The following is a 19,816-nucleotide window of genomic DNA, read 5'->3' as shown; positions in this document are numbered from 1 at the left end:
GCGGCGTTGGCGGACGCTTCCTTTCCGGGTTGCTTCAGTGACTGTGCCACGTGCACCACGTTACGCCAGAGAGCGCCGCATTGGGTGCACTGAGACACCATGTGAAGGCATACAGGTCCGTCCGCGTTCCCGGTAGAGTGGCGCAAGAACTGCCCGCGCCACACCCCGGCGGGGCTCCAAGCGACCGGTCCTCAGCACCACGGAGGCCTACCGAGGACGAAAGGTGACCTCTGTGAGCGCTGGAGAAGAGAACTCCCACATCCGCAGCGGCCTGACCAACCAGTTGCCAGACGTCGACCCGGAGGAGACGGGCGAATGGCTTGAGTCCTTCGACCAGCTGGTCGAGACCCATGGCACCGAACGCGCCGAGTACATCGTCCGCTCGCTCCTGCAGCGGGCAGGCGCCAAGTCCATCGGCGTTCCGATGGTCACCACCACGGACTACGTCAACACGATCCCGAAGGATCAGGAGCCGAAGTTCCCCGGCGACGAGGAGATGGAGCGGCGCTATCGCCGAGTGCTGCGGTGGAACGCCGCCGTGATGGTCCACCGTGCCCAGCGCGAGGACATAGGGGTCGGCGGACACATCTCCTCCTATGCCGGTGTCTCCACCCTCTACGAGGTGGGCCTCAATCACTTCTTCCGCGGGCAGAACCACCCCGGCGGCGGCGACCAGGTCTTTTCCAGGGCCACTCCAGCCCCGGCAACTACGCACGCGCATACCTCGAGGGCTTAGCTGACTGAGGAGCACCTCAACGGGTTCCGTCAGGAGATCTCGAAGGCTCCCCACGGCCTGTCGTCCTATCCCCACCCCGCCTCATGCCGGACTTCTGGCAGTTCCCCACCGTGTCCATGGGAATCGGGCCGATGAACGCCATCTACCAGGCCCAGTTCAACCGCTACCTGCACAACCGCGGCATCAAAGATACGTCCGACCAGAACGTCTGGGCGTTCCTCGGAGACGGCGAGATGGATGAGCCGGAATCGCGCGGGCTCCTGCAGCTGGCGGCCAACGAGAAGCTCGACAACCTGAACTTCGTCATCAACTGCAACCTGCAGCGACTCGACGGGCCCGTCCGAGGCAACGGCAAGATCGTTCAGGAGCTGGAGGCGTTCTTCCGCGGAGCGGGCTGGAACGTCATCAAGGTTCTCTGGGGCCGCGAGTGGGACTCGCTCCTCGAGAAGGACGACGACGGCGAGCTTGTCCGTGTCATGAACGAGGCGCTCGACGGGGACTATCAGACCTACAAGGCGGAGTCGGGAGAGTTCGTGCGCGAGCACTTCTTCGGCCGTTCGGAGAAGACCAAAGAGATGGTCGCGGATATGTCCGACGACGACATCTGGAACCTCAAGCGCGGCGGGCATGACTACCAGAAGGTCTATGCAGCCTACAAGGCAGCCGTCGAGACCGAGGGCAGCCCACGGTCGTCCTGGCCCAGACCGTCAAGGGCTATGGGCTCGGCCCGAGCTTCGAAGGTCGCAATGCCACGCACCAGATGAAGAAGCTGACGGTCGATGACCTCAAGCGGTTCCGCGACACGCTGCGGATCCCGATCAGCGATGAGCAGATCGACGCCGATCCGTACAACGTCCCCTACTACCACCCTGGTGAGGATGCGGACGAAGTCGTCTACATGCGCGAGCGCACCGAGAAGCTCGGGGTCCGTTGCCTGAGCGCCGCGTCACCGAGAAAACGCTTGCCCTGCCGGGCGAGAAGGCCTATGCCGGGGCCAAGAAGGGCTCCGGGAAGAACAAGGCTGCCACCACGATGGCGTTCGTGCGTCTGCTGAAGGACCTCATGCGGGAGAAGGACTTCGGCGACCGCATTGTGCCCATCGTTCCTGACGAAGCACGTACCTTCGGCATGGATTCGTTCTTCCCGACGGCCAAGATCTACAACCCGAAGGGCCAGAACTACCTCTCTGTGGACCGCGAGCTCATGCTCTCCTACAAGGAGTCGGCTCAGGGTCAGCTGCTTCACCCCGGCATCAACGAGGCGGGGGCGACCGCTGCGTTCACCGCAGTAAGACAAGCTACTCCACCCACGGTGAGCCGATGATCCCGCTGTACATCTTCTACTCGATGTTCGGCTTCCAGCGCACCGGTGACTCGTTCTGGGCCGCGGCGGACCAGATGACCCGCGGATTCATCGTCGGGGCCACGGTTTACCGCACCACCCTCACGGGTGAAGGGCTGCAGCACGCGGACGGCCACTCGCCTCTGCTGGCTTCCACGAATCCGGCGGTCAAGCACTTCGACCCGGCGTACGGCTACGAGATCGCTCACCTGATGGAGCAAGGCCTCCACGAGATGTACGGGGAGCACGACGGTGACCGCAATGTCATGTACTACCTCACGGTCTACAACGAGCCGGTCATCCACCCGGCCGAGCCGGAGGATCTTGACGTGGAGGGGCTCAAGCGCGGCATCTACCGTCTGAAGGCCTCGGACGTCGAGGGGCCCAAAGCTCAGCTGCTCGCCTCCGGTGTGGCGGTCCCGTGGGCACTGGAGGCTCAGGAGCTGCTCGCCGAGGACTGGGGCGTCTCGGCCGATGTGTGGAGCGTCACCAGCTGGAATGAGCTGCGACGTGAGGCAGTGAGGGTGCAGGAGGCTGCGATGCTCTCTGCCGATCAGGAGTAAGCGGTGCCGTTCGTGACGCGCCAGCTCGAGAATGCCGAAGGGCCGATCGTTGCCTCAACGGACTTCGTGACGGCTGTTCCGGACCAGATCAGGCAATTCCTGCCGCACGCGTTCGCGACGCTCGGGGCAGACAGCTTCGGCTTCTCCGACACCCGTGCCGCTGCTCGGCGCCACTTCAAGATCGATGCACATTCGATGGTCGTGCGCGCCCTGCAGATGCTCGGGCAGGACGACAAGGCCGGTGAGGCAATGAAGAAGTACGAGCTGGCGGATCCCAAAGTAAGCACATCGGGCGAAACCGGCGGCGATGCCTGACCCCGGATCCGCCAGCGCTTCAGAGATCGTCTGAGGCATCAGGAGCTGCGACGAAGTGCGCCCCGCCTCATCGGGCGGGGCGCACTTCGTCTATTCGGCAGGGGAGCTGGCTCCGCCTCGACGCCCTCGCCGTCGAGAGTCTGCTCGTAGTCCAGGCATTCGCTCGTCTGCTCAATCTCCGCGACGGCGGGAGAGAGGGCGGGCATCGCTGTGGCGGAGGACACCGCGCCCAGTCCCAGCAGGACCTCGACAGCCTACTCCCGTCCGAAGGTGACGGCCTGGTAATAGTCCTCCTGCTCGATGAAGACCCAGTCGACGCCGTCAATCCGCTGGCACGGCTCCTCCGTGGCGCCGATGGGCACCACTCCGCAGCGCAGAACGACGTCGGACGGCTCACCCCATGCGCTCGTTCCCTGCGAGTCGGTGGGCCGCTGCTGGCTCTCTCCGAGATTCTCCGGAAGCTGCAGCATCACCTCCGCGCACGCGGGGTCGTGAGCCTGGGGGCTCCACGCTGGCTGTGGCGGCGCACCGGAGATCCCCGCAGCGGCCGCAAGCAGAGCTGCCGCGGCGCTGCACGGTGTGTCATATGGGTCAGTCGGGGTTTTATCGGCATCGGGGGTATTCTGCTATGTCAACAGCACCTGCGCCATGCTCGGATCTGACGTCGCCCCGATCCGTGTCACAGCAGCGCACTGGCCATAGGAGAACGAATGACCGCTGCTCACCCCGGCGCCCCGAGGCACGGAGGCTACGCAGGCCCCCTGCTGACGACAGCTTCTACTTTCAGGACGGCCCAGGCCGCCCGCTGGACCCTGAGCGTTCCCGGCAGAAGCGAAACGGGCGGATTGTGCTCGGGATCATGGCCCTCCTGGTGATCGGCGCGCTGATCGCAGCGGGTGCCTATCTCTTCGCGCTGTCGCGGGCATATCAGGGCAGCGTCAATCACTTCCCTCGACGGCGGACGGCGAGACGGCGGTGACTCCGCCGGAGGAGGACCGGCCCGAGGCGAATGACGACGGAACGGTCAACATACTGCTTCTGGGCTCCGACTCCGGCGGCGGCTCCGGAGAGGATGAGAACCTTCCCCGAGTCCCGGGCGGCGGACGCAGCGACACCATGATGTTCATCAACATCCCAGCCGATCGCAGCGGCGTGAACGTCATGTCCGTGCCGCGCGACCTGTGGGTCGAGGTTCCCGGGGCTACGGCTGGCACAAGGTGAATGCTCCGTTGGCGCTGGCGGACCCCGAGGGGCCGTGGCTGACGGTGGCCACCTTTGAGAGCCTCTTCGACGCGCGCATCGACCACGTCATGGCCATCGACCTTGAGGGCTTCACCGGGCTGGTGGAGGACCTGGACGGCGTCACGGTGAACAACCCGCAGGACTCGCCCTTCGAGCAGTACGGGTACACGTTTGCGCCGGGCACCCAGCACATGGATGCCGAGCAGGCAGAGGCCTTCGTCAGGCACCGCTCCAGCTTTGCCCAGGGCGACCTCCAGCGAGTGGAGAACCAGCAGGCGCTGGTGCGAGCCGTCGTGAACGAGGCGGCGAGCCCGAGGAACCTCGCCAACCCGGTGCGTGTGCACGACATGATCGGGACCTTCTCCTCACACCTGGTGGTCGATGAGGAGCTGGGAGCAGGAGCTGCCGCCGAGCTTGCCTTCTCCATGCGCGGGGCGGCGCAGAACATGAACTTCGGGACCGTGCCGAACGCTTACCACGGCTACTCGTCCGACGGGCAGTGGATCTTCCACCAGGACGAGGCCGCCATGGCAGAGATCGCGCGCCACATCGACGAGGGCACTCTGGGCGAGTACCTGTCCTCAGCGGAGTAGGAGCAGGGCCTCTACCGCAATGATGGTCGGACCGCACGCGCCGCTGGGCCGCATTCTGGGCGAGAAGACCGCATCGAAGCTGTCGCGTGAGCTGGGAGTCTCGACCGCGAAGGGTCTTTTGGACCACCTGCCGCGCAGGTGGGTGGACTATGGGAAGCTGTCCAGCTTCGCCGATCTCGTCGAAGGCGAGCACGTCTCCTTCGTGGCTGAGGTCGTGAGTCAGTCCGAGCGGCGCATGCAGCGTCGTCGAGGATCATCGTGGAGGTCACCGCGGCCGACGAGCAGGGTCAGCACCTTCGCATGGCGTTCTTCCAGGGCTATCAGGCACGGACGAGGCTCAAGGTAGCTCTTCGGCCGTCTTCCACGGAAAGGTCGGGGCCTACGGCGGGGAGCTGACGCTGAACAACCCTGACTTCGAGGTGCTCAGCTCCGCCGACGGCGCGGGCGGCGCCGATGCCTCGGTCGAGCTGAGGCAGGGTCCCATGCCGCTCTATCCCGCCACTGCCGGCGTCTCCTCGCCATGGTGCGCCGATCGGTCGAACTGGTCCTCGACACCGCGGACCTCGACGAATGGCTAGACCCCGTGCCTCGGTCCGCGGCGGCGCAGCACGGGCTGCCGAGCCTGGCGGAGGCCTATGCGCTCGTTCACCGCCCGATGGCGTCCGGGAGCACCGACGGGGCGTCGACTACTTCCGGTTCCAGGAAGCCGTCATCCTGCAGGGCGTGCGGCACCGTCAGCGCGAGGTCGCCGACGAGGTCCCTGCCCGGCCGTATCCTCCCGGGTCGGAGGGGCTTCTCTCAGCCTTCGACGACCAGCTGGAGTTCAGCCCTACGGCGGGTCAGCGAGACGTGGAGAGACTCTCATGCGCGGGCTGGGAAGCAGCACCCTATGAATCGGCTCCTGCAGGGAGAAGTCGGCTCCGGTAAGACTCTCGTGGCGCTGAGAGCGATGCTGCAGGTCGTCGATGCTGGTGGGCAGGCGGCTCTCGTCGCCCCTACTGAGGTCCTGGCTGCCCAGCACGAGCGTTCGCTGCGGCGCATGCTCGGCCACCTCTCCAGCGATGGCACCCTCATGTCCCCACATCGGGCCCGACCGTCCGGATCGCACTGCTCACGGGCTCAATGTCTGCCGCGGCGAGGAAGCAGGCCCTGCTGGACATCGCCTCGGGAGCTGCCGGTCTGGTGATCGGCACTCACTCGATCCTGCAGGAGAGCGTGAGCTTCGCAGAACTGGGTCTGGTGGTGGTGGATGAGCAGCACCGATTCGGGGTGGACCAGCGCAATGCGCTGCGGGATCGACAGACTCCGCGCCCTCACATGCTGGTGATGTCCGCGACGCCCATTCCCCGGTCCGTTGCACTGGCCGTCTTCGGAGACCTTGAGCTGACGATGCTCGAAGGGCTTCCGAGAGGCCGCCACCCAGTCACGACCCACGTAGCCCCGATCAGCAGAGGGCCGCACTGGGTCGACCGCATCTGGAAGCGCGCAGCCCAGGCAGCGGCAGAGGGCTAGGCAGGCCTACGTCGTCTGTCCCAAGATCCAGGACACGGAGGGGTCGGACGAGCCTGCCGCATCGGTGCAGCGGATCGCGTCGGTCCTTGCAGAGCACCCGGAGACGGCCGCTCTGCGACGCGCGACTCTGCACGGACAGATGCCTACCGACCAGAAGGAAGAGGTGATGGGAGCTTTCGAGCGCGGCGACCTCGACATCCTCATCACCACGACAGTGATCGAGGTGGGGTCGACGTGCCCAACGCCACGCTGATGGTCATCCTTGATGCTGAGAGCTTCGGCATCTCCACCCTCCATCAGCTCCGGGGCAGGATCGGACGAGGGCCCACGCCCGAGAACATGTGCCTGCTGGTGACTCGACTGCCGGAGGGCCACCTCCCTCGAGCGGCTCCACGATGTCGCCGTCTCAACTGACGGGATGGAGCTGGCCCGGCTGGATCTGGCCCGGCGCAGGGAGGGAGACGTGCTCGGGGCCGCGCAGGCAGGCCGGAGTCAGCGCCTGAGGCTGCTCTCGGTGGTCGAGCATGAGAGCGTGATCGATCAGGCCGGGCAGAGCGTCGCCGAGCTTTCGGAGCAGGATCCGACCTGGGACGGATAGCCGCGCTGCGCGACGCCGTCCGTGAGTGGATGGATGATCTCGACGGAGGAATGAAGGAGACGTAGTGGCGCGCATCATTTCGGGTACGCAGAAGGGCCGCTTACTCGCGTCGGTGCCTGGCCAGGGCACCCGACCCACCTCCGACCGCGTGAAGGAAGCTCTCTTTTCGCGTCTTGAGGGAATCAACGCCATCGATGATGCGGTCGTGGCAGATCTCTACGCCGGGTCGGGGGCGCTGGGGCTGGAGGCGGTGTCCAGGGGAGCCCGGGCCCTCGAAGCGGTGGAGCGGGCAGAGGCAGCCTGGAGAGTTCTGCGGCGCAACGCTGAGCCCTTCGGGGACGCTGTGCGGGCTGTCAAGGGGAGGCGCTCAAGTATCTTGCATCGAGAGAGGGTGAGCCCATAGAGCTCCTCTTCCTCGATCCGCCCTATGCGCTCGACGAGGCGGCGCTGGCCAAAGTGCTCGCCGCATCGGTGCCGCACTTGGATGAGGCCGCCACAGTCGTCGTCGAACGCGACTCGCGCGCACCCGAGCCGCTGTGGCCCGCGGGCCTGAGAGCCTTCCACCAGCGCACCTACGGCTCCACAGCTCTGTGGCTCGCAGAGGTGACCCCCTCGGTGTGACCGGTAGAGTTGCACCGATCGGAGAGGAGCGGGCTTGCGCATCGTCTATATTCATCAGCACTTCAATTTCCCCTGGGAGCCTGGCTGGCAGAGGCCGTGGCAGTTCGCGCGCCGTCTGGTGCGCGCCGGGCACGAGGTCACGGTGATATGCGGCGGCAGCAAAGCGGAGGACCTGAGCCTCGAAGGCGTCACGATCCGGAGGCTGGCTGTGCCCTACGAGAACGCCATGGCGTTCCAGCAGCGCGTCCGTTCCTTCATCTCGTTCATGGCTCGCGCCACCCTGAGCGCAGCTCAGGCGGATGCTGATGTCGTCTTTGCCTCCTCGACGCCGCTGACCACGGCAGTGCCGGGGATCATAGCGTCCAAGCTTCGCCGCGCACCGTTCGTCTTCGAAGTGCGTGACCTGTGGCCCGAGGCGCCGGTGGCCCTGGGCTTCGTGAAGAACCCGATCACGATTCTGGCCGCTCGAACGCTGGAGAAGCTGGCCTACCGCTCCGCGGACCACGTGATCGCGCTGTCTCCCGGCATGGAGGAGGGCGTCCGGCGCGTCTGGCCCCGAGCCAGGACGACGGTGGTGCCCAACGCTTCGGACGTGGAGAACTTCTCCGAGGGCCGCGCCCGCAGGGCCGAGGTCCGAGAGGAGCTGGGGTGGGACGATGATGACGTCGTCCTGTTCTACGCGGGAAGCTTCGGCATCACCTACGACGTGCCCTGGCTTGTCCGTCTGGCGGGGAGCTGCATCAGCGCGACGCTCGCTTCCGCGTCGTCGCCTACGGTGAGGGTGCTGATACAGAGCGCACGCGAGACATCGCCCGAAGCTACGGCCTCGACGCCTACGAGGTGCTCCCAGGAAAGATTCCGCGCACGGAGATCGAACGAATGCTGCCCGCCGCTGACTTCGCCGTGTCGACGCTGGTGGACAACCCTGCCCTGGAGATCAACTCGCTGAACAAGGTCTTCGACGCCTTGGCCGCGGCTCGCCCGGTTTTGTTCAACCACGCGGGGTGGCTGCCTGAGGTGCTGGCTCGCGCTTAAGCTGGCTGGGAGCTGCCGCGCGATCCTGCGCAGGCAGCCCAGCGGCTCATCGACTGGGTGGACAAAGGAGGCGTCGACCTCCTCGCGGGATCCGAGGCCGCTCTGGCGCTTGCTCGCAGCGAATTCGACAGAGATCTGCTTTTCACACGGTTCCTCGGAGTCTTGGAGGCCGTGGGGAAAGATATAGAGTGAACACATGTATTCGGCTGTCTGTCCTGGAACTTTCGACCCGCTGCACAACGGCCATGTCGAGGTGATCGCACGGGCCGCCAACCTCTTTGACGAGGTGGTGGTGGCGGTGGCGACAAATTCATCGAAGCGGCCTCTGATGGACCAGACGGCTCGACTGGAGATGGCGGCGCAGACATTCAGCTACCTTCGCGGCGTCACCGTCCAGCCCCTTCCTTCCGGAGTGCTGCTCACTGACTTCTGCAAAGAGGTCGGAGCCAGCGCGGTGGTCAAGGGTCTTCGCGGCCCCCAGGACTACAGCTATGAGGCCTCGATGGCCACGATGAATCGGCATTTGGCAGGCGTGGAAACGATCTTCCTGGCCGCTGACGGCCGTCATTCGCACCTGTCGTCGACCCTGGTCAAAGAGGTGCACAGTCTTGGCGGCGACGTCTCTGAGTTCGTGCCTCGGGCCGTCTACCGCCGCCTGATGGGCAATGCATGAGCTGCATACCTCATTCAGGAAGCTCCCAGAAAGCAAAGAATGAGCGGGGTATGGTGTGAACATGAGCTCAACGTCGAAGATACGGAAAGCCGTAATACCAGCAGCCGGACTCGGTACGCGCTTTCTTCCTGCCACTAAGGCCATGCCCAAAGAGATGCTCCCGGTGGTGGACGAGCCCGCCATTCAGTACGTGGTGGCAGAAGGGTCCCGCGCCGGGCTGGACGACATTCTGATGATCACCGGCCAGAACAAGAAGGCGATGGAGGACCACTTCGACCGCGCCCCCGCGCTCGAGGCGGCGCTGGAGGCGAAGGGTGACTCCAAGAAGCTCGCCTCGGTCCAGAAGGCCACCCACCTTGGAGACATCCACTACGTCCGTCAGGGTGAGGCCAAGGGTCTGGGGCACGCCGTCCTCTGCGCTCGGCAGCACGTCGGCCACGAACCTTTCGCCGTCCTGCTGGGCGACGACTTCATCGACCCCGTCGACGACCTGCTGACCCCGATGATCGAGGTGCAGCAGGAGCGGGGCGGCTCTGTCATCGCCGTCATGGAGGTCGAGAATGTATCGGCCTACGGCGTGATCGACCCCGGCGGTGCGGACACCTCTGCCGCCGACGGCGTCGTGCCTGTGCAGGGCCTGGTGGAGAAGCCTGACGCTGCGGATGCACCGTCGAATCTTGCAATCATCGGCCGCTACGTGCTGCACCCGGCCATCTTTGATGAGCTCGAGCAGACCGCACCGGGCAAGGGCGGCGAGATTCAGCTGACCGACGCTCTGGAAGCCATGGCCAAAAAGCCTGTGGACCAGGGCGGCGGAGTCCACGCCGTGATCTACCGGGGCGCCGCTACGACACCGGCGACAAGCTCTCCTACATCAAAGCCGTGGTGACCCTGGCGTCCGAGCGCGAGGATCTGGGCCCGGAGCTGCGTGACTGGCTGCAGCATGAGTTCATTCAGGGGCTCAGCTGATCCGAGCGCCGAAGCCGTATCGGGTAAGCGCTCCGGGGCGCAATGGTGCGTGAAGCGGGGTCCTGGTGTGTTTACGCCGCATGCATCAACCCTGGTAGAGTAGAGCGCTGTGATACATCCGCAGAAGAACTCTGCGCTGCATCCGGCTGACTTGCGCGTGAACGTCAAGGAGCTCAGGGACAGCCCGGGCAGCAGCGAGACGGTGCGGCGAGCAGCCGATGCCCCAGAAGGCTTCGGCACTCCGCTGGTCGGCATCGCAGAGCACAGCGAGCTGGACGTGGACCTGAGGTTCGACTCAGTCCACGAAGGCGTGCTTGCCAGCGGCACCGCCGCTGGGCTGGTGCAGGGTCAGTGCGGACGGTGTTTGGATGCCATCAGCTTCCCGCTGACCGTCGATGTCACCCAGCTGTTCGCCTGGCCGGAGAACGTCCAGGAAGCGGCAGAGGACGAGGATGAGACCCGTGCGGTCGATTCCGACCTCACGGTGAACCTCGAGCCGGTGCTGCGGGACCTGATGGTCTCGGCTCTGCCGTTTGCGCCCGTGTGCCGGGACGACTGTCCGGGACTGTGCTCTCAGTGCGGCTTCCGCATGGAGGAGGACCTCGAGCATGAGCATGAGCAGCTCGATCCGCGATGGGCCGAACTGGCCGGACTCGCAGAACAACTGAACGAGGCTGACGACGACAGATCGTCCGCCTGAAGACCTGACCTGACCGTCACCGAGAGAGAAGAGAGTAACCGTGGCTGTTCCGAAGCGGAAGAAGTCCCGTTCCAACACCCGTCACCGCCGGTCCCAGTGGAAGGCTGACGTGCCGACCCTGGTCAAGACCGTGGAGAACGGCCGTGTCGTCTACAGCCGTCCCCACCAGGCCAAGCTGGTGACTGACTCTGCCGACACCCCGCTGTTCTACGAATACAAGGGTCGCAAAGTCGCCGACGCCTGATACGGGTGGCATCGGCTGAAGAGCTTCTGAAGAGTCTCGGGGTCAGCATCGACCCCGGGACTCTTCGTCTTGCCCTGACGCATCGCTCGTACGCATACGAGAACGATGGGATCCCCACCAACGAGCGGCTGGAGTTCCTGGGCGACTCCGTGCTGGGGCTCGCTGTCACTGACTACCTCTACCGCACGTACCCCGATCTGCCCGAAGGCGATCTTGCCAAGCTGCGCGCCGCGCTCGTCTCGACTCGGGCTCTGGCTCGCATCGCTCGTCGTCTGGGAGTGGGACGCCACGTGCGTCTGGGGAGGGCGAGCAGCGCACCGGCGGTTCGGACAAGGACTCGATCCTCGCTGACACCATGGAGGCTCTGATCGGAGCCTCCTACCTCTCCACGGATGTGGAGAAGGCCCGTTTACTGGTGCTGAGACTGGTGACGCCGCTTCTCTCGGACAAAGAGGCGATGACGGCTAAGCAAGGACTGGAAGACGACGATCCAAGAACTCGCGGCAGCCCAGGGTCTGGGAGAGGTCCGCTACGTGGTCGAGGGCGAGGGTCCTGACCACAGCCGAACCTTCACTGCTGTCCTGACCATCGGCAGCGTGCCCTACGGCACGGGCAGCGGCAGTTCGAAGAAGGACGCCGAGCGTGAGGCTGCTCGTCTGACGGCTGATCAGATCAGCTCGGCGGACGGCGACGCCGACATCCTGACGCTTGTGCTCGGACGAGGCTGAGGAGGCACTCGTGACCGAAGAGCCGTACCGGGCGCGCCGCGCCTCAGGCGCCGCGCCCGCCCCGATCCGCATGCGGAGGGGAGGCCGAATCAGGTCAGCCCGGCGGCAGGCGGCGGCGCGGCTGGAAGATCGCCGGCATCGCAGCAGCCGTGCTGGCGGTGCTGCTCGTCATCGCCGTCGTCGTGTCCTTCTCGTACCTGCGGAATCTTCAGACGACGTTCGACGAGAACCGCAATGTGATCGATGGGCTGGATCTCGAGGATGATTCGGCGTACCGAACGCCTGAGGGCACCATCAACATGCTGCTGATGGGCACCGACTCGCGCGGCGACGACGAGGACGACTATCGCGACGCCACAGGCGAAGGCAACGAACGCTCAGACACCATGATGTTCGTCCACATCCCAGAGGACCGCTCCGGCGTCTACGTCATGTCGATCATGCGGGACCTATGGGTGGAGGTGCCCGGCGAGGGAATGGGTCGGGTCAACACGGCCTTGGGGCTGGGCGGGTACGACCTCGCCGTGGACCTGGTCGAAGAGATGCTCTACACCCATATCGACCACGTGGCGGTCGTCGACTTCGAAGGCTTCTCGGACCTGACGGAGGCACTCGGGGGCGTCTATGTCGACAACCCCCACAGCTTCTCAGCCGGGCAGCGCAACCCAGCGTTCTACCCGGAGGGCACGATACGCCTGGAGGGCAGCAACGCGCTGCGCTACGTCCGAGAGCGCCAGTCCTTCCCACGGGGACTACGTCCGGGTGGAGAACCAGCAGCGGGTCGTGCGCGCCATCATTGAGCGCTTCCTCTCCGCGGAGACGCTGTCCAACCCGCAGCGCATCCACAGCGTGGTCGAGGGGATGACCCCGTATCTGGATGTGGATGAGGCCCTGAATGCCGAGTCGGTCGCGGGATACGCCGTAGGCATGCGGGACGTGAGGGAAGCGACATTCACATGTTCACCATGCCTGGCGGTGAGCACGCGACCACCTCCGGAGGCGCGCAGGTGATCATGCCCGACGAAGAGATGATGAGCCTGCTGCGCACGTCGCTGGCCCAGGAGAATATGGGCGGCTTCATGGACTACATTGAGCTGGTCGAGGAGCAGGAGAACGGCGAGTTCGGGGTGCCCGACGAGGCCGAGGATGACGAGCCTGATAAGGATGACGGCGAGAACGCTGAGGTTGCGCTGCGGGCAGCGCCCCGGTAAACGGCCGCTGATGCACCCGGCTCTCAGCGCTGAGGACGTGTGGGTGCTGGTCTGCACCTACAGGAGGCCCGAGCTCCTGGCACGCCTGCTTCGCTCGCTGGAGCGGGAGGGCGTGCGGCACCTGATCCTGGTCGACAACGCGCCGACCCCTGACGCCCGCCCGATTCTCGACGACTGCTTCCCCTCCGGCGCATATATTCATCAGCCGAAGCCCGGGCTGGTCCGGGCCCGCAATACGAGCCTCGATGCTGTGCCCGCCGAGGCTTCGGCCGTGATCTTTCTCGACGACGACGAGACCGTGGATCCCGGCTGGTTCGATGCGCTCCTGGCCTGTGCGCGGGCCTCCTCGGCGGACGCCGTCAGCGGCCCCGTCGTTGCCGATTTCGACGGGCCGGAGCCTGAGTGGATCTCCACGTACGGATTCGTGCGCCGCACGGACAGGCCCACAGGCCCCGGCCCGAAGCGTTTGGCGACGAACAACACGCTTGTGCGGGCGAAGTGGTTCGCCCCGGCTTCCCGCGGCGGGCTGGGTCTGCGCTTCCATGCTGCGTTCAACACCGTCGGCGGGGAGGATTCGGATCTCTTCGACCGGCTGAGGGAGGCGCGCTGTCTTCTGGTGGTGCGCCGAAGCCGCTGCGACCGAGCACGTGCCTGCGGAGCGGGCCACTCGCGAGTGGCTGCGCTCCCGTGCTCTGAGAGGGGGCCATGTGCGAGCGCTGAAGCGTCGTCTGCGTACGGCGCCGACCGTCGCGGGCACTGTCCGCGTGAGCCTGAGCATCGGGGCCGAGGAGCCGCTCGGGCTCTCTATGGGCGCTGCGGCGCACGCGGGCGAGACTGGGACCCCGTCAGGTGACGTACACCGACGACTACTACCTCTGCGAAGGCGTCGGCATGCTTGCCTCGCTCATCGGTCGTGGCCGGGAAGAGTACGCCCGGCCCGCCGCCGACGAGCCGCCAACGCGTCCCTGAGCGAGGCGGAGCCCTCGGCTGCTCGGCGCCGGGCGGCCGCCGCCCAGGGCTTGAGCCCCTCCGGCGAGGGAACGCCCGGTAAGCGGAAGAACGCCATGCTCTGCGGGTAGCGCCACCGGTGGCGCAGAGGGTCCTCCACGTACAGCTCGGCGATCCGCGTCAGCGTGCTGGCCGCCTGCCGGCGCTGCTCGGACGGGTGCGGCGCAGCTGCCGGAGATACCAGACGAAGGAGCGCTCGAACCCGGAGCGCACATACGTCTCAAGGAGCCCTTCATCGTCGAGCCAGGTTCTCTGGGCGCGTTCACGCAGGAGGCACTTTCGGAAGTACTCGTCGGTGAGGGCATTCACCATGGAGCCGGGGACCTCAGCGTGATACTCGTACGTGTTCGTCCGGCAGGCGACGAACACCTCGGCAGCGCTGAAGACCTGCAGGAAGAACAGCGAGTCCTGACCGGCGGCACGGTGGACCTGTCGGATGCGGGCTGCGCGCAGCCAGTCGCGGCGCACCGCGAAGGATGACAGGTTGGTGGGCCGAAACTTCGCCGCGGCCAGGACGTCCCCACCGGCCGCGTAGAGCAGTCCGCCGCGGGGCGAGTGCGTGTAGTGGCGCAGGTTGTCCACGTGCTCGGTGCGGTCGCTGTACGTTCTGAGCTGATTGCCGATGGCCAGCTGAGCCGAGGGGTGCCGCTCCAGCGCGAGGCCGAGCTGCCAGAGGCCGTCGTTGAGCACTGCGTCGTCCGGATCCAAGAAGGCAATATGCGGCGCGGAGGCCAGGTCGAGTCCCATATTGCGCGGACGGCCCCGGAGCCGGACCCGCCGTCATCGAAGAAGTGGGCCCTGACGTTGGTGTGCGCTGCGGCCAGCTCCGCGACGGCCTCCCGCGTCGCGGCGTAGGTTGAGCCATCGTCGACCAGCAGGATCTCCATCTGATCGAAGTGCTCAGACGCCGTCAGCGACGGAAGGACGTCGTTCGCAGGAGCTCGCCATTGTTGTACACGGGAATGACGACACTCAGCTGAGGATTCACGAAGACCACGCTACAGCGTAGGGGAGGGCTCGACAGCTGATCGCCGGGCGAAGAAGTCGCCAGCACGTCGTCCGTGAGCACAATGCTCTGAAGAGCATCGAATGAGAGGGGTGACGGGAATCGAACCCGCGTAGCCAGCTTGGAAGGCTGGGGCTTTACCATTAAGCTACACCCCCTGCAGAGCGCCTGACTACCGTAGCATCTAGGCTGGCCATGTGCCCAAACCGAGTGTCCGATTCCAGATCCAGCCCACCGTGTCGCATTATCGGGAGCCCTCATCCGACGGCTTCTGCGCTCGGAGCCTCTGACGCTGAGGCTGACGGGACGCTTCTCGAACACCGAGGTCTCATCGGCGGAGCGCATCGAGTCCGCCGCGCAGGACGTGCTGCGCAGCGTATCGGCAGTGCGCACCCTGAGCCTCGGCCCCTGGTGGTGGCAGGTGGGCGACGTCGCGGCCGTGTGGCGCGGCGAGGAGGACGCCTACGTGCTGGAGGGCCGGTTCTACACCCTCTCGGCATGGGTCGCGGCGCGGTGGGCAAGCTGCGTGGGCGCACAGTGATTCTGTGGGGCCACGGATGGAAGCGTCCTGAGAGTGGCTGGAAGCGCCGCACCCGTCTGGCCTTCTACCGCCTCGTCGACGGCCTGCTCGTCTATGGCGAGCGCGCCGAGGAGCTCGGCGTCGAATACGGAGTTCCGTCGCGTAAGATCCACGTCGTCTTCAATTCGCTCTACCCCCAAGCAGCCCTGTCCGCGCGCTCAGAGCCGCCGCCCAGTGAGGCCCCCACTGTCATCTACTCCTCGCGGCTGACCCCGCGGCACCGGCTCGACCCCTTGCGGAGGCCCTGGCCGCATGGCCTCAGGGGCAGCCGCGGCCTCGCGTGATCGTGATCGGCGACGGCTCTGAGCGGCCCAGGCTCGAGCAGCTCTTCGCCGCAGGCAGCTCGATGCCGAGGCCCTCGGCCCCGTGTATGACTCTCGAACAGCTCAGGCAGCTCTACTCCCAGGCCCATCTGGCGCTCTCGATCGGAGGGCGGGGCTCAATGTCATCAAGCGCTGAGCTTCGGAGTCCCGGTGGTCGCCGAAGCGGGGCACCCTGACTCCTCGCCCGAGATCGAAGCGGTCATCGAAGGGCGCACAGGGCGCTGCTACGACGGTTCGGCCGAGGACCTGCGTGCAGTGCTCACAGACGCGCTTGCCGACCCGTCGCAGCTGCGGCAGATGGCCGATGAAGGGCTGAGACTGGTGCGCGAGCGCTACACCGCGGAGCGCCATGCTGAGGCGATTGAGACGGCGCTCGTGCGGCTCATCCGGCGGTAGCCGCCGACCCCCGGAGGAGCGGAGCGCCGGTCGGCTCAGCCCTTGGGCTCGATGATGAGGTTGGTCATCCGTGCGGTTGAGAGCCGCTTGCCGTCCTCATTGGTGATGACGATCTCGTGGCTCGTCATCTGCCGCCCCACGCTGATGGGAGTGCAGGTGGCGTAGGTGTGCCCCTCGCGGGCCTGCCGATGATGCGTGGCGTTGAGCTCCGTGCCCACCACAATCCTGTTCTCGTCCTCAAGGCTGATGCGCACATGCAGCAGAGCAGCGATGGAGGCGACCGTCTCCGCGTGGAGAAGGTGCGCCCCGCCGTGCATGATGCCGATGGTCTGCTCATTGTTTACCACAGGCATCCTCGAGACGATCTTCTCCGGACTCATCTCTTCGAAGACGATTCCGGCCTTGGCCGCAAGCGGGGAGTGCCCTGGATGCGGAAGTACTTCCGATACTCGGGGCGAACCCCATAGCCTCCATACGAGCATCGCGCTCCGCATCATCGGGCACGGGGGTGGGCACAGCGGCCATAGGGAATCCGGGCTGATACTCGATCTTGTCGGTCATAGCGCCCACCCTACTGACTCATCGCGCCAGCGGTAGGGTGGTGCTGTGACTTCTGAGGGCAACAAGCTGCTGGTGATCGACGGGCATTCGATGGCGTTCCGGGCGTTCTACGCCCTCCCGCCGGAAGGCTTCCTGACCAGCTCAGGGCAGTACACCAACGCCGTCTACGGCTTCACCAACATGCTGCTCAAACTCATCAGGGAGGAGCAGCCCACCCACGTGCTGCTCGCATTCGACCTCGACACCCCCACCTTCCGCCACGAGACCTACGACGACTACAAGGGCGGGCGGGACAAAGCCCCGAAGAGTTCAAGGGACAGGTCGGACTGATCCAGGAGGTCGCAGAAGCCCTGACCATCCCGGCCGTCACCGTCGAGGGCTACGAAGCGGACGACATCGTCGCCACCTACGTCACCATGGCCGAAGCCGCCGGGTGGCAGAGCCTCATCGTCTCCGGAGACCGCGACGCCCTGCAGCTGGTCACCGACAGCACCCACCTGGACTATCCGACCACCGGCCTGTCCAAAACCCTTCGCCTCGACCCCGAAGGGTGGAGGCCAAGTACCTCGTCAGCCCCGGACAGTACCCCGACCTCGCGGCATTGGTGGGAGAGTCGGCCGACAACCTTCCCGGCGTGCCCAAAGTGGGCCCCAAGACCGCCGCGAAGTGGATCGGCCAGTACGGCTCCACCCGAGGCATCATCGACCACGCCGACGAGATCAAGGGCAAAGCGCGAGAACCTGCGGGCCGCGCTCGCCGACGTCGAACGGAACCTGGAGCTGAATCTTCTGGTGAGGGACCTCGACGTGCCGGTGACTCTGGAGGACTCGGTGCTCACTCCTCCTGACAGAGAGGCCGTCGAGCCGCTGTTCGACGCCCTGGAGTTCAACCAGATCCGCGAGAGGCTCTTTGAGACGTTCTCGGCACGGTTCCCCGACGCAAATCTCGACGCGGAGCCTACTCACGCCCTTCCCGAGGTGAAGGTGGTCTCCGACGCTGAAGGGCTCCGCAGCTTCCTCCATGCCCACGAAGGGCCCCTGGGGCTCGCTGTGATCATCGACACGTCATATGAGTCTCTGTCGACCAAAGCCAAGCGCGATGACGCTGCCCGCAGTGCGGAGGCCATCGCGGTGGCGCTGGTCGCCGCGAGCAGCAGCCCCGAGCGTCCGGCCGCCGGTGCGGCCATCTCTCTCACCGACGCCGACCAGGCGCTCGAGTCGGAGCTGGCGGCCTGGCTGGCGGACCCCGCGTCCCCAAACTCGTCCATGACTTCAAGGACGCCGCAAACGCCTCGCATGGCGGGGCCTTCGGCTCAGGGGGCAGTGGAGGACACCCTCCTCTCCGGCTACCTCATCCAGCCGGACCGGCGCAGCTTCAGCTTCTCAGACCTCGTGGCTCAGCATCTGAACGGATCCGTGGAGCCCAAGGACTACATCGGCGGTGAGGAGTTCAAGAACCAGAAGGAGGCCACCTCCCAGCAGTCGCTGTTCGACGACGAGCCGCTGGCCGGGGTCTCCGAGGCTGACCTCGCACGCGCCGCGGTCCATGGGATGCTGCTGCACCTCTGTCCGGGGCTCTGCACTCTCAGCTCGCTGACCGCAGGGCAGAGGGGCTGCTCTACGAGCTGGAGCTTCCCTGGCTGAGATTCTGCTGCAGATGGAGCTGACGGGGATCGCGGTCTCTGAGGACAAGCTGGCGGAGCTCGACGCCGAGTTCGAAAGCGCGATCGGCGCCTCGGCTGAGGCCGCGTACAGCGTGGTCGGGCACGAGGTGAATCTCGGTTCGCCCAAGCAGCTCCAGACGGTGCTCTTCGACGAGCTCGAGCTGCCCACCCAGGGGTGAAGAAGAACAAGACGGGCTACTCCACCGATGTTGAGACCCTTCAGGAGCTTCTGGCCAAGACGCAGAACGAGTTCCTGGTGCACCTGATGAGCCACCGGGACTCCTCCAAGCTGCGCCAGACGGTCACTGGTCTCACGGAGGCGATCGGCGACGACGGCCGGATCCACACGACGTACGCCCAGACGGTGGCCGCCACCGGAAGGCTCTCGTCCCTGCACCCGAACCTGCAGAACATTCCGATCCGCACGTCGGCGGGGCGGAAGATCCGCGACGCCTTCGTGGTGGGCTCGGGCTATGACACGCTCCTCACCGCAGACTATTCCCAGATCGAGATGCGCATCATGGCTCATCTCTCCGGCGATCAGGAGCTGATTGAGGCCTTCCGCGCAGGCGAGGATCTGCACAGCTTCGTGGGAGCCCGTGTCTTCGGGGTCGGCACGGAGGACGTGAGCCTCGAGCAGCGGTCCAAGGTGAAAGCCATGAGCTACGGCTTGGTCTACGGCCTCTCCAGCTTTGGGCTGTCGAAGCAGCTCAGCATCGGCGTCGATGAGGCCCGCGACCTGATGAACGAGTACTTCGAACGCTTCGGCGCCGTGCGCGACTATCTGCGCGACATCGTCGCTCAGGCCAAGAGCGACGGCTACACCTCCACGATCTACGGACGCCGCCGGTACCTGCCGGATCTGACCAGCGAGAGCCGCCAGCTCCGCCAGATGGCAGAGAGAGCGGCTCTCAACGCGCCGATCCAAGGCTCCGCCGCCGACATCATCAAGCGCGCCATGATTGACGTTGATTCGGCGCTGGCGCAGGCGCAGCTGCGCAGCCGCGTGCTCCTCCAGGTCCACGATGAGCTTGTGCTTGAGGTCGCCGAGGGTGAGCGCCAGGACGTGGAGAGGCTGGTCGTGGAGAACATGGCCGGGGCCGCCGAGCTGGATGTTCCGCTGGACGTCAACGTGGGGACCGGTGCGACCTGGCACCAGGCCGCACACTGACTCCGCGAGGGGCTGAATTCAGCGGCG

24 protein-coding genes, 1 tRNA gene and 7 pseudogenes are annotated in these 19,816 nt (G+C 65.8%); 27 read left to right on the top strand and 5 right to left on the bottom strand.

The window, feature by feature from the left end; all coding sequences use genetic code 11:
• The first annotated feature begins 232 nt into the window (after positions 1-232).
• Positions 233-2,955 (top strand): annotated as a pseudogene (aceE, locus tag K0H76_RS13320) (pyruvate dehydrogenase (acetyl-transferring), homodimeric type).
• Positions 2,956-2,993: 38 nt separating this feature from the next.
• Here the strand turns inward: aceE and K0H76_RS13315 are convergent.
• The gene (locus K0H76_RS13315; RefSeq protein ID WP_258933303.1) at positions 2,994-3,179 is read right to left on the bottom strand and encodes a hypothetical protein; all 186 of its coding nucleotides are present in this window, start codon (positions 3,177-3,179) and stop codon (positions 2,994-2,996) included.
• Between the two features lie 30 nt (positions 3,180-3,209).
• The gene (locus tag K0H76_RS13310; RefSeq protein ID WP_258933302.1) at positions 3,210-3,425 is read right to left on the bottom strand and encodes a DUF3515 domain-containing protein; all 216 of its coding nucleotides are present in this window, start codon (positions 3,423-3,425) and stop codon (positions 3,210-3,212) included.
• Positions 3,426-4,116: 691 nt separating this feature from the next.
• On the opposite strand from K0H76_RS13310, the pseudogene K0H76_RS13305 reads away from it, so the two are divergent.
• From K0H76_RS13305 to K0H76_RS13215, 19 genes and pseudogenes are all read left to right on the top strand, one after another.
• A pseudogene (locus K0H76_RS13305) lies at positions 4,117-4,790 on the top strand (LCP family protein).
• Between the two features lie 19 nt (positions 4,791-4,809).
• Entirely contained in the window at positions 4,810-5,136 is a 327-nt protein-coding gene (locus tag K0H76_RS13300; protein WP_258933301.1) for a hypothetical protein, read from the top strand.
• A gap of 224 nt (positions 5,137-5,360) precedes the next feature.
• Positions 5,361-5,717: a hypothetical protein gene (locus tag K0H76_RS13295; RefSeq protein WP_258935496.1), complete on the top strand. Its 357-nt coding sequence runs from the start codon at positions 5,361-5,363 to the stop codon at positions 5,715-5,717.
• A 22-nt stretch (positions 5,718-5,739) separates the two neighbouring features.
• The gene (locus K0H76_RS13290) at positions 5,740-5,976 is read left to right on the top strand and encodes a hypothetical protein (RefSeq protein ID WP_258935413.1); all 237 of its coding nucleotides are present in this window, start codon (positions 5,740-5,742) and stop codon (positions 5,974-5,976) included.
• On the top strand, positions 5,913-6,302 hold the full coding sequence (locus K0H76_RS13285; protein ID WP_258935495.1) for a hypothetical protein: 390 nt from the start codon (positions 5,913-5,915) through the stop codon (positions 6,300-6,302). The genes K0H76_RS13290 and K0H76_RS13285 overlap by 64 nt, the downstream gene beginning before the upstream one ends.
• A 25-nt stretch (positions 6,303-6,327) precedes the next feature.
• Positions 6,328-6,555: a helicase-related protein gene (locus K0H76_RS13280; RefSeq protein ID WP_258935412.1), complete on the top strand. Its 228-nt coding sequence runs from the start codon at positions 6,328-6,330 to the stop codon at positions 6,553-6,555.
• On the top strand, positions 6,537-6,716 hold the full coding sequence (locus K0H76_RS13275) for a hypothetical protein (RefSeq protein ID WP_258933300.1): 180 nt from the start codon (positions 6,537-6,539) through the stop codon (positions 6,714-6,716). Before K0H76_RS13280 ends, K0H76_RS13275 begins: the two co-directional genes overlap by 19 nt.
• A gap of 4 nt (positions 6,717-6,720) precedes the next feature.
• Entirely contained in the window at positions 6,721-6,900 is a 180-nt protein-coding gene (locus tag K0H76_RS13270) for a hypothetical protein (RefSeq protein WP_258933299.1), read from the top strand.
• Between the two features lie 64 nt (positions 6,901-6,964).
• Positions 6,965-7,521 (top strand): annotated as a pseudogene (rsmD, locus tag K0H76_RS13265) (16S rRNA (guanine(966)-N(2))-methyltransferase RsmD).
• A gap of 34 nt (positions 7,522-7,555) precedes the next feature.
• Positions 7,556-8,470 carry a glycosyltransferase family 4 protein gene (locus K0H76_RS13260; protein WP_258933298.1) on the top strand — a complete coding sequence of 305 codons (915 nt, stop codon included), beginning with the start codon at positions 7,556-7,558 and terminating at the stop codon, positions 8,468-8,470.
• A gap of 282 nt (positions 8,471-8,752) precedes the next feature.
• Positions 8,753-9,229, top strand: a complete 477-nt coding sequence (gene coaD / locus K0H76_RS13255; RefSeq protein WP_258933297.1) for a pantetheine-phosphate adenylyltransferase — start codon at positions 8,753-8,755, stop codon at positions 9,227-9,229.
• A 61-nt stretch (positions 9,230-9,290) separates the two neighbouring features.
• Positions 9,291-10,198 (top strand): annotated as a pseudogene (gene galU, locus K0H76_RS13250) (UTP--glucose-1-phosphate uridylyltransferase GalU).
• 157 nt (positions 10,199-10,355) lie between these two features.
• Complete coding sequence (locus K0H76_RS13245; RefSeq protein ID WP_258933296.1) at positions 10,356-10,898, top strand: YceD family protein; 543 nt, start codon at positions 10,356-10,358, stop codon at positions 10,896-10,898.
• A gap of 40 nt (positions 10,899-10,938) precedes the next feature.
• Positions 10,939-11,142 (top strand): 50S ribosomal protein L32, encoded by a 204-nt coding sequence (gene rpmF, locus K0H76_RS13240; protein ID WP_146341543.1) that lies wholly within the window; start codon positions 10,939-10,941, stop codon positions 11,140-11,142.
• 5 nt (positions 11,143-11,147) lie between these two features.
• Positions 11,148-11,870, top strand: a pseudogene (gene rnc, locus K0H76_RS13235) (ribonuclease III).
• 149 nt (positions 11,871-12,019) lie between these two features.
• Positions 12,020-12,670 (top strand): LCP family protein, encoded by a 651-nt coding sequence (locus K0H76_RS13230; protein WP_258933295.1) that lies wholly within the window; start codon positions 12,020-12,022, stop codon positions 12,668-12,670.
• Positions 12,654-12,881 (top strand): hypothetical protein, encoded by a 228-nt coding sequence (locus K0H76_RS13225; protein WP_258933294.1) that lies wholly within the window; start codon positions 12,654-12,656, stop codon positions 12,879-12,881. Before K0H76_RS13230 ends, K0H76_RS13225 begins: the two co-directional genes overlap by 17 nt.
• On the top strand, positions 12,827-13,081 hold the full coding sequence (locus K0H76_RS13220; RefSeq protein WP_258933293.1) for a hypothetical protein: 255 nt from the start codon (positions 12,827-12,829) through the stop codon (positions 13,079-13,081). The genes K0H76_RS13225 and K0H76_RS13220 overlap by 55 nt, the downstream gene beginning before the upstream one ends.
• 10 nt (positions 13,082-13,091) lie before the next feature.
• Entirely contained in the window at positions 13,092-13,934 is an 843-nt protein-coding gene (locus K0H76_RS13215) for a glycosyltransferase (RefSeq protein WP_258933292.1), read from the top strand.
• 275 nt (positions 13,935-14,209) lie between these two features.
• Here the strand turns inward: K0H76_RS13215 and K0H76_RS13210 are convergent, their stop codons facing one another.
• Positions 14,210-14,836 (bottom strand): hypothetical protein, encoded by a 627-nt coding sequence (locus tag K0H76_RS13210; protein ID WP_258933291.1) that lies wholly within the window; start codon positions 14,834-14,836, stop codon positions 14,210-14,212.
• A 346-nt stretch (positions 14,837-15,182) separates the two neighbouring features.
• Positions 15,183-15,253 (bottom strand) — tRNA-Gly (locus tag K0H76_RS13205).
• Between the two features lie 206 nt (positions 15,254-15,459).
• Here K0H76_RS13205 and K0H76_RS13200 point away from each other — a divergent pair.
• The 3 genes from K0H76_RS13200 (at position 15,460) to K0H76_RS13190 (ending at position 16,394) form a co-directional block, all read left to right on the top strand.
• The gene (locus K0H76_RS13200; protein ID WP_258933290.1) at positions 15,460-15,636 is read left to right on the top strand and encodes a hypothetical protein; all 177 of its coding nucleotides are present in this window, start codon (positions 15,460-15,462) and stop codon (positions 15,634-15,636) included.
• Positions 15,609-15,959 (top strand): hypothetical protein, encoded by a 351-nt coding sequence (locus K0H76_RS13195; RefSeq protein ID WP_258933289.1) that lies wholly within the window; start codon positions 15,609-15,611, stop codon positions 15,957-15,959. The genes K0H76_RS13200 and K0H76_RS13195 overlap by 28 nt, the downstream gene beginning before the upstream one ends.
• Before the next feature lie 189 nt (positions 15,960-16,148).
• Positions 16,149-16,394, top strand: a complete 246-nt coding sequence (locus K0H76_RS13190; RefSeq protein ID WP_258933288.1) for a glycosyltransferase — start codon at positions 16,149-16,151, stop codon at positions 16,392-16,394.
• 35 nt (positions 16,395-16,429) lie between these two features.
• Here the strand turns inward: K0H76_RS13190 and K0H76_RS13185 are convergent, their stop codons facing one another.
• Positions 16,430-16,774, bottom strand: a complete 345-nt coding sequence (locus K0H76_RS13185) for a hotdog fold thioesterase (RefSeq protein WP_258933287.1) — start codon at positions 16,772-16,774, stop codon at positions 16,430-16,432.
• A 226-nt stretch (positions 16,775-17,000) separates the two neighbouring features.
• Here K0H76_RS13185 and K0H76_RS13180 point away from each other — a divergent pair, with 226 nt between their 5' ends.
• From K0H76_RS13180 to K0H76_RS13165, 4 genes and pseudogenes are all read left to right on the top strand, one after another.
• Positions 17,001-17,285, top strand: coding sequence for a hypothetical protein (locus tag K0H76_RS13180; RefSeq protein WP_258933286.1), 285 nt, complete (start codon positions 17,001-17,003; stop codon positions 17,283-17,285).
• Between the two features lie 20 nt (positions 17,286-17,305).
• Positions 17,306-17,401 (top strand): annotated as a pseudogene (locus tag K0H76_RS13175) (hypothetical protein); the annotation flags it as partial.
• Positions 17,402-17,559: 158 nt separating this feature from the next.
• The gene (locus K0H76_RS13170; protein ID WP_258935411.1) at positions 17,560-17,802 is read left to right on the top strand and encodes a hypothetical protein; all 243 of its coding nucleotides are present in this window, start codon (positions 17,560-17,562) and stop codon (positions 17,800-17,802) included.
• 738 nt (positions 17,803-18,540) lie between these two features.
• Positions 18,541-19,789: pseudogene (locus K0H76_RS13165) on the top strand (DNA polymerase); the annotation flags it as partial.
• Positions 19,790-19,816 lie beyond the last annotated feature (27 nt).

Source organism: Nesterenkonia pannonica, assembly GCF_019575955.1.
Lineage (GTDB): Bacteria > Actinomycetota > Actinomycetes > Actinomycetales > Micrococcaceae > Nesterenkonia > Nesterenkonia pannonica.
Note: the sequence above shows the minus strand (reverse complement) of the source record. Positions and strands in the feature narration are given on the sequence as shown.

Coding starts and splice junctions, on each gene's coding strand:
- K0H76_RS13185 (WP_258933287.1), bottom strand. CDS start 16,774: ATGAGTCCGGAGAAGATCGTCTCGAGGATGCCTGTGGTAAACAATGAG.
- K0H76_RS13300 (WP_258933301.1), top strand. CDS start 4,810: ATGATGGTCGGACCGCACGCGCCGCTGGGCCGCATTCTGGGCGAGAAG.
- K0H76_RS13215 (WP_258933292.1), top strand. CDS start 13,092: ATGCACCCGGCTCTCAGCGCTGAGGACGTGTGGGTGCTGGTCTGCACC.
- K0H76_RS13220 (WP_258933293.1), top strand. CDS start 12,827: ATGTTCACCATGCCTGGCGGTGAGCACGCGACCACCTCCGGAGGCGCG.
- K0H76_RS13295 (WP_258935496.1), top strand. CDS start 5,361: ATGGCTAGACCCCGTGCCTCGGTCCGCGGCGGCGCAGCACGGGCTGCC.
- K0H76_RS13290 (WP_258935413.1), top strand. CDS start 5,740: ATGCTGCAGGTCGTCGATGCTGGTGGGCAGGCGGCTCTCGTCGCCCCT.
- coaD (WP_258933297.1), top strand. CDS start 8,753: ATGTATTCGGCTGTCTGTCCTGGAACTTTCGACCCGCTGCACAACGGC.
- K0H76_RS13270 (WP_258933299.1), top strand. CDS start 6,721: ATGGAGCTGGCCCGGCTGGATCTGGCCCGGCGCAGGGAGGGAGACGTG.
- K0H76_RS13310 (WP_258933302.1), bottom strand. CDS start 3,425: ATGCTGCAGCTTCCGGAGAATCTCGGAGAGAGCCAGCAGCGGCCCACC.
- K0H76_RS13285 (WP_258935495.1), top strand. CDS start 5,913: ATGTCTGCCGCGGCGAGGAAGCAGGCCCTGCTGGACATCGCCTCGGGA.
- K0H76_RS13210 (WP_258933291.1), bottom strand. CDS start 14,836: ATGGGACTCGACCTGGCCTCCGCGCCGCATATTGCCTTCTTGGATCCG.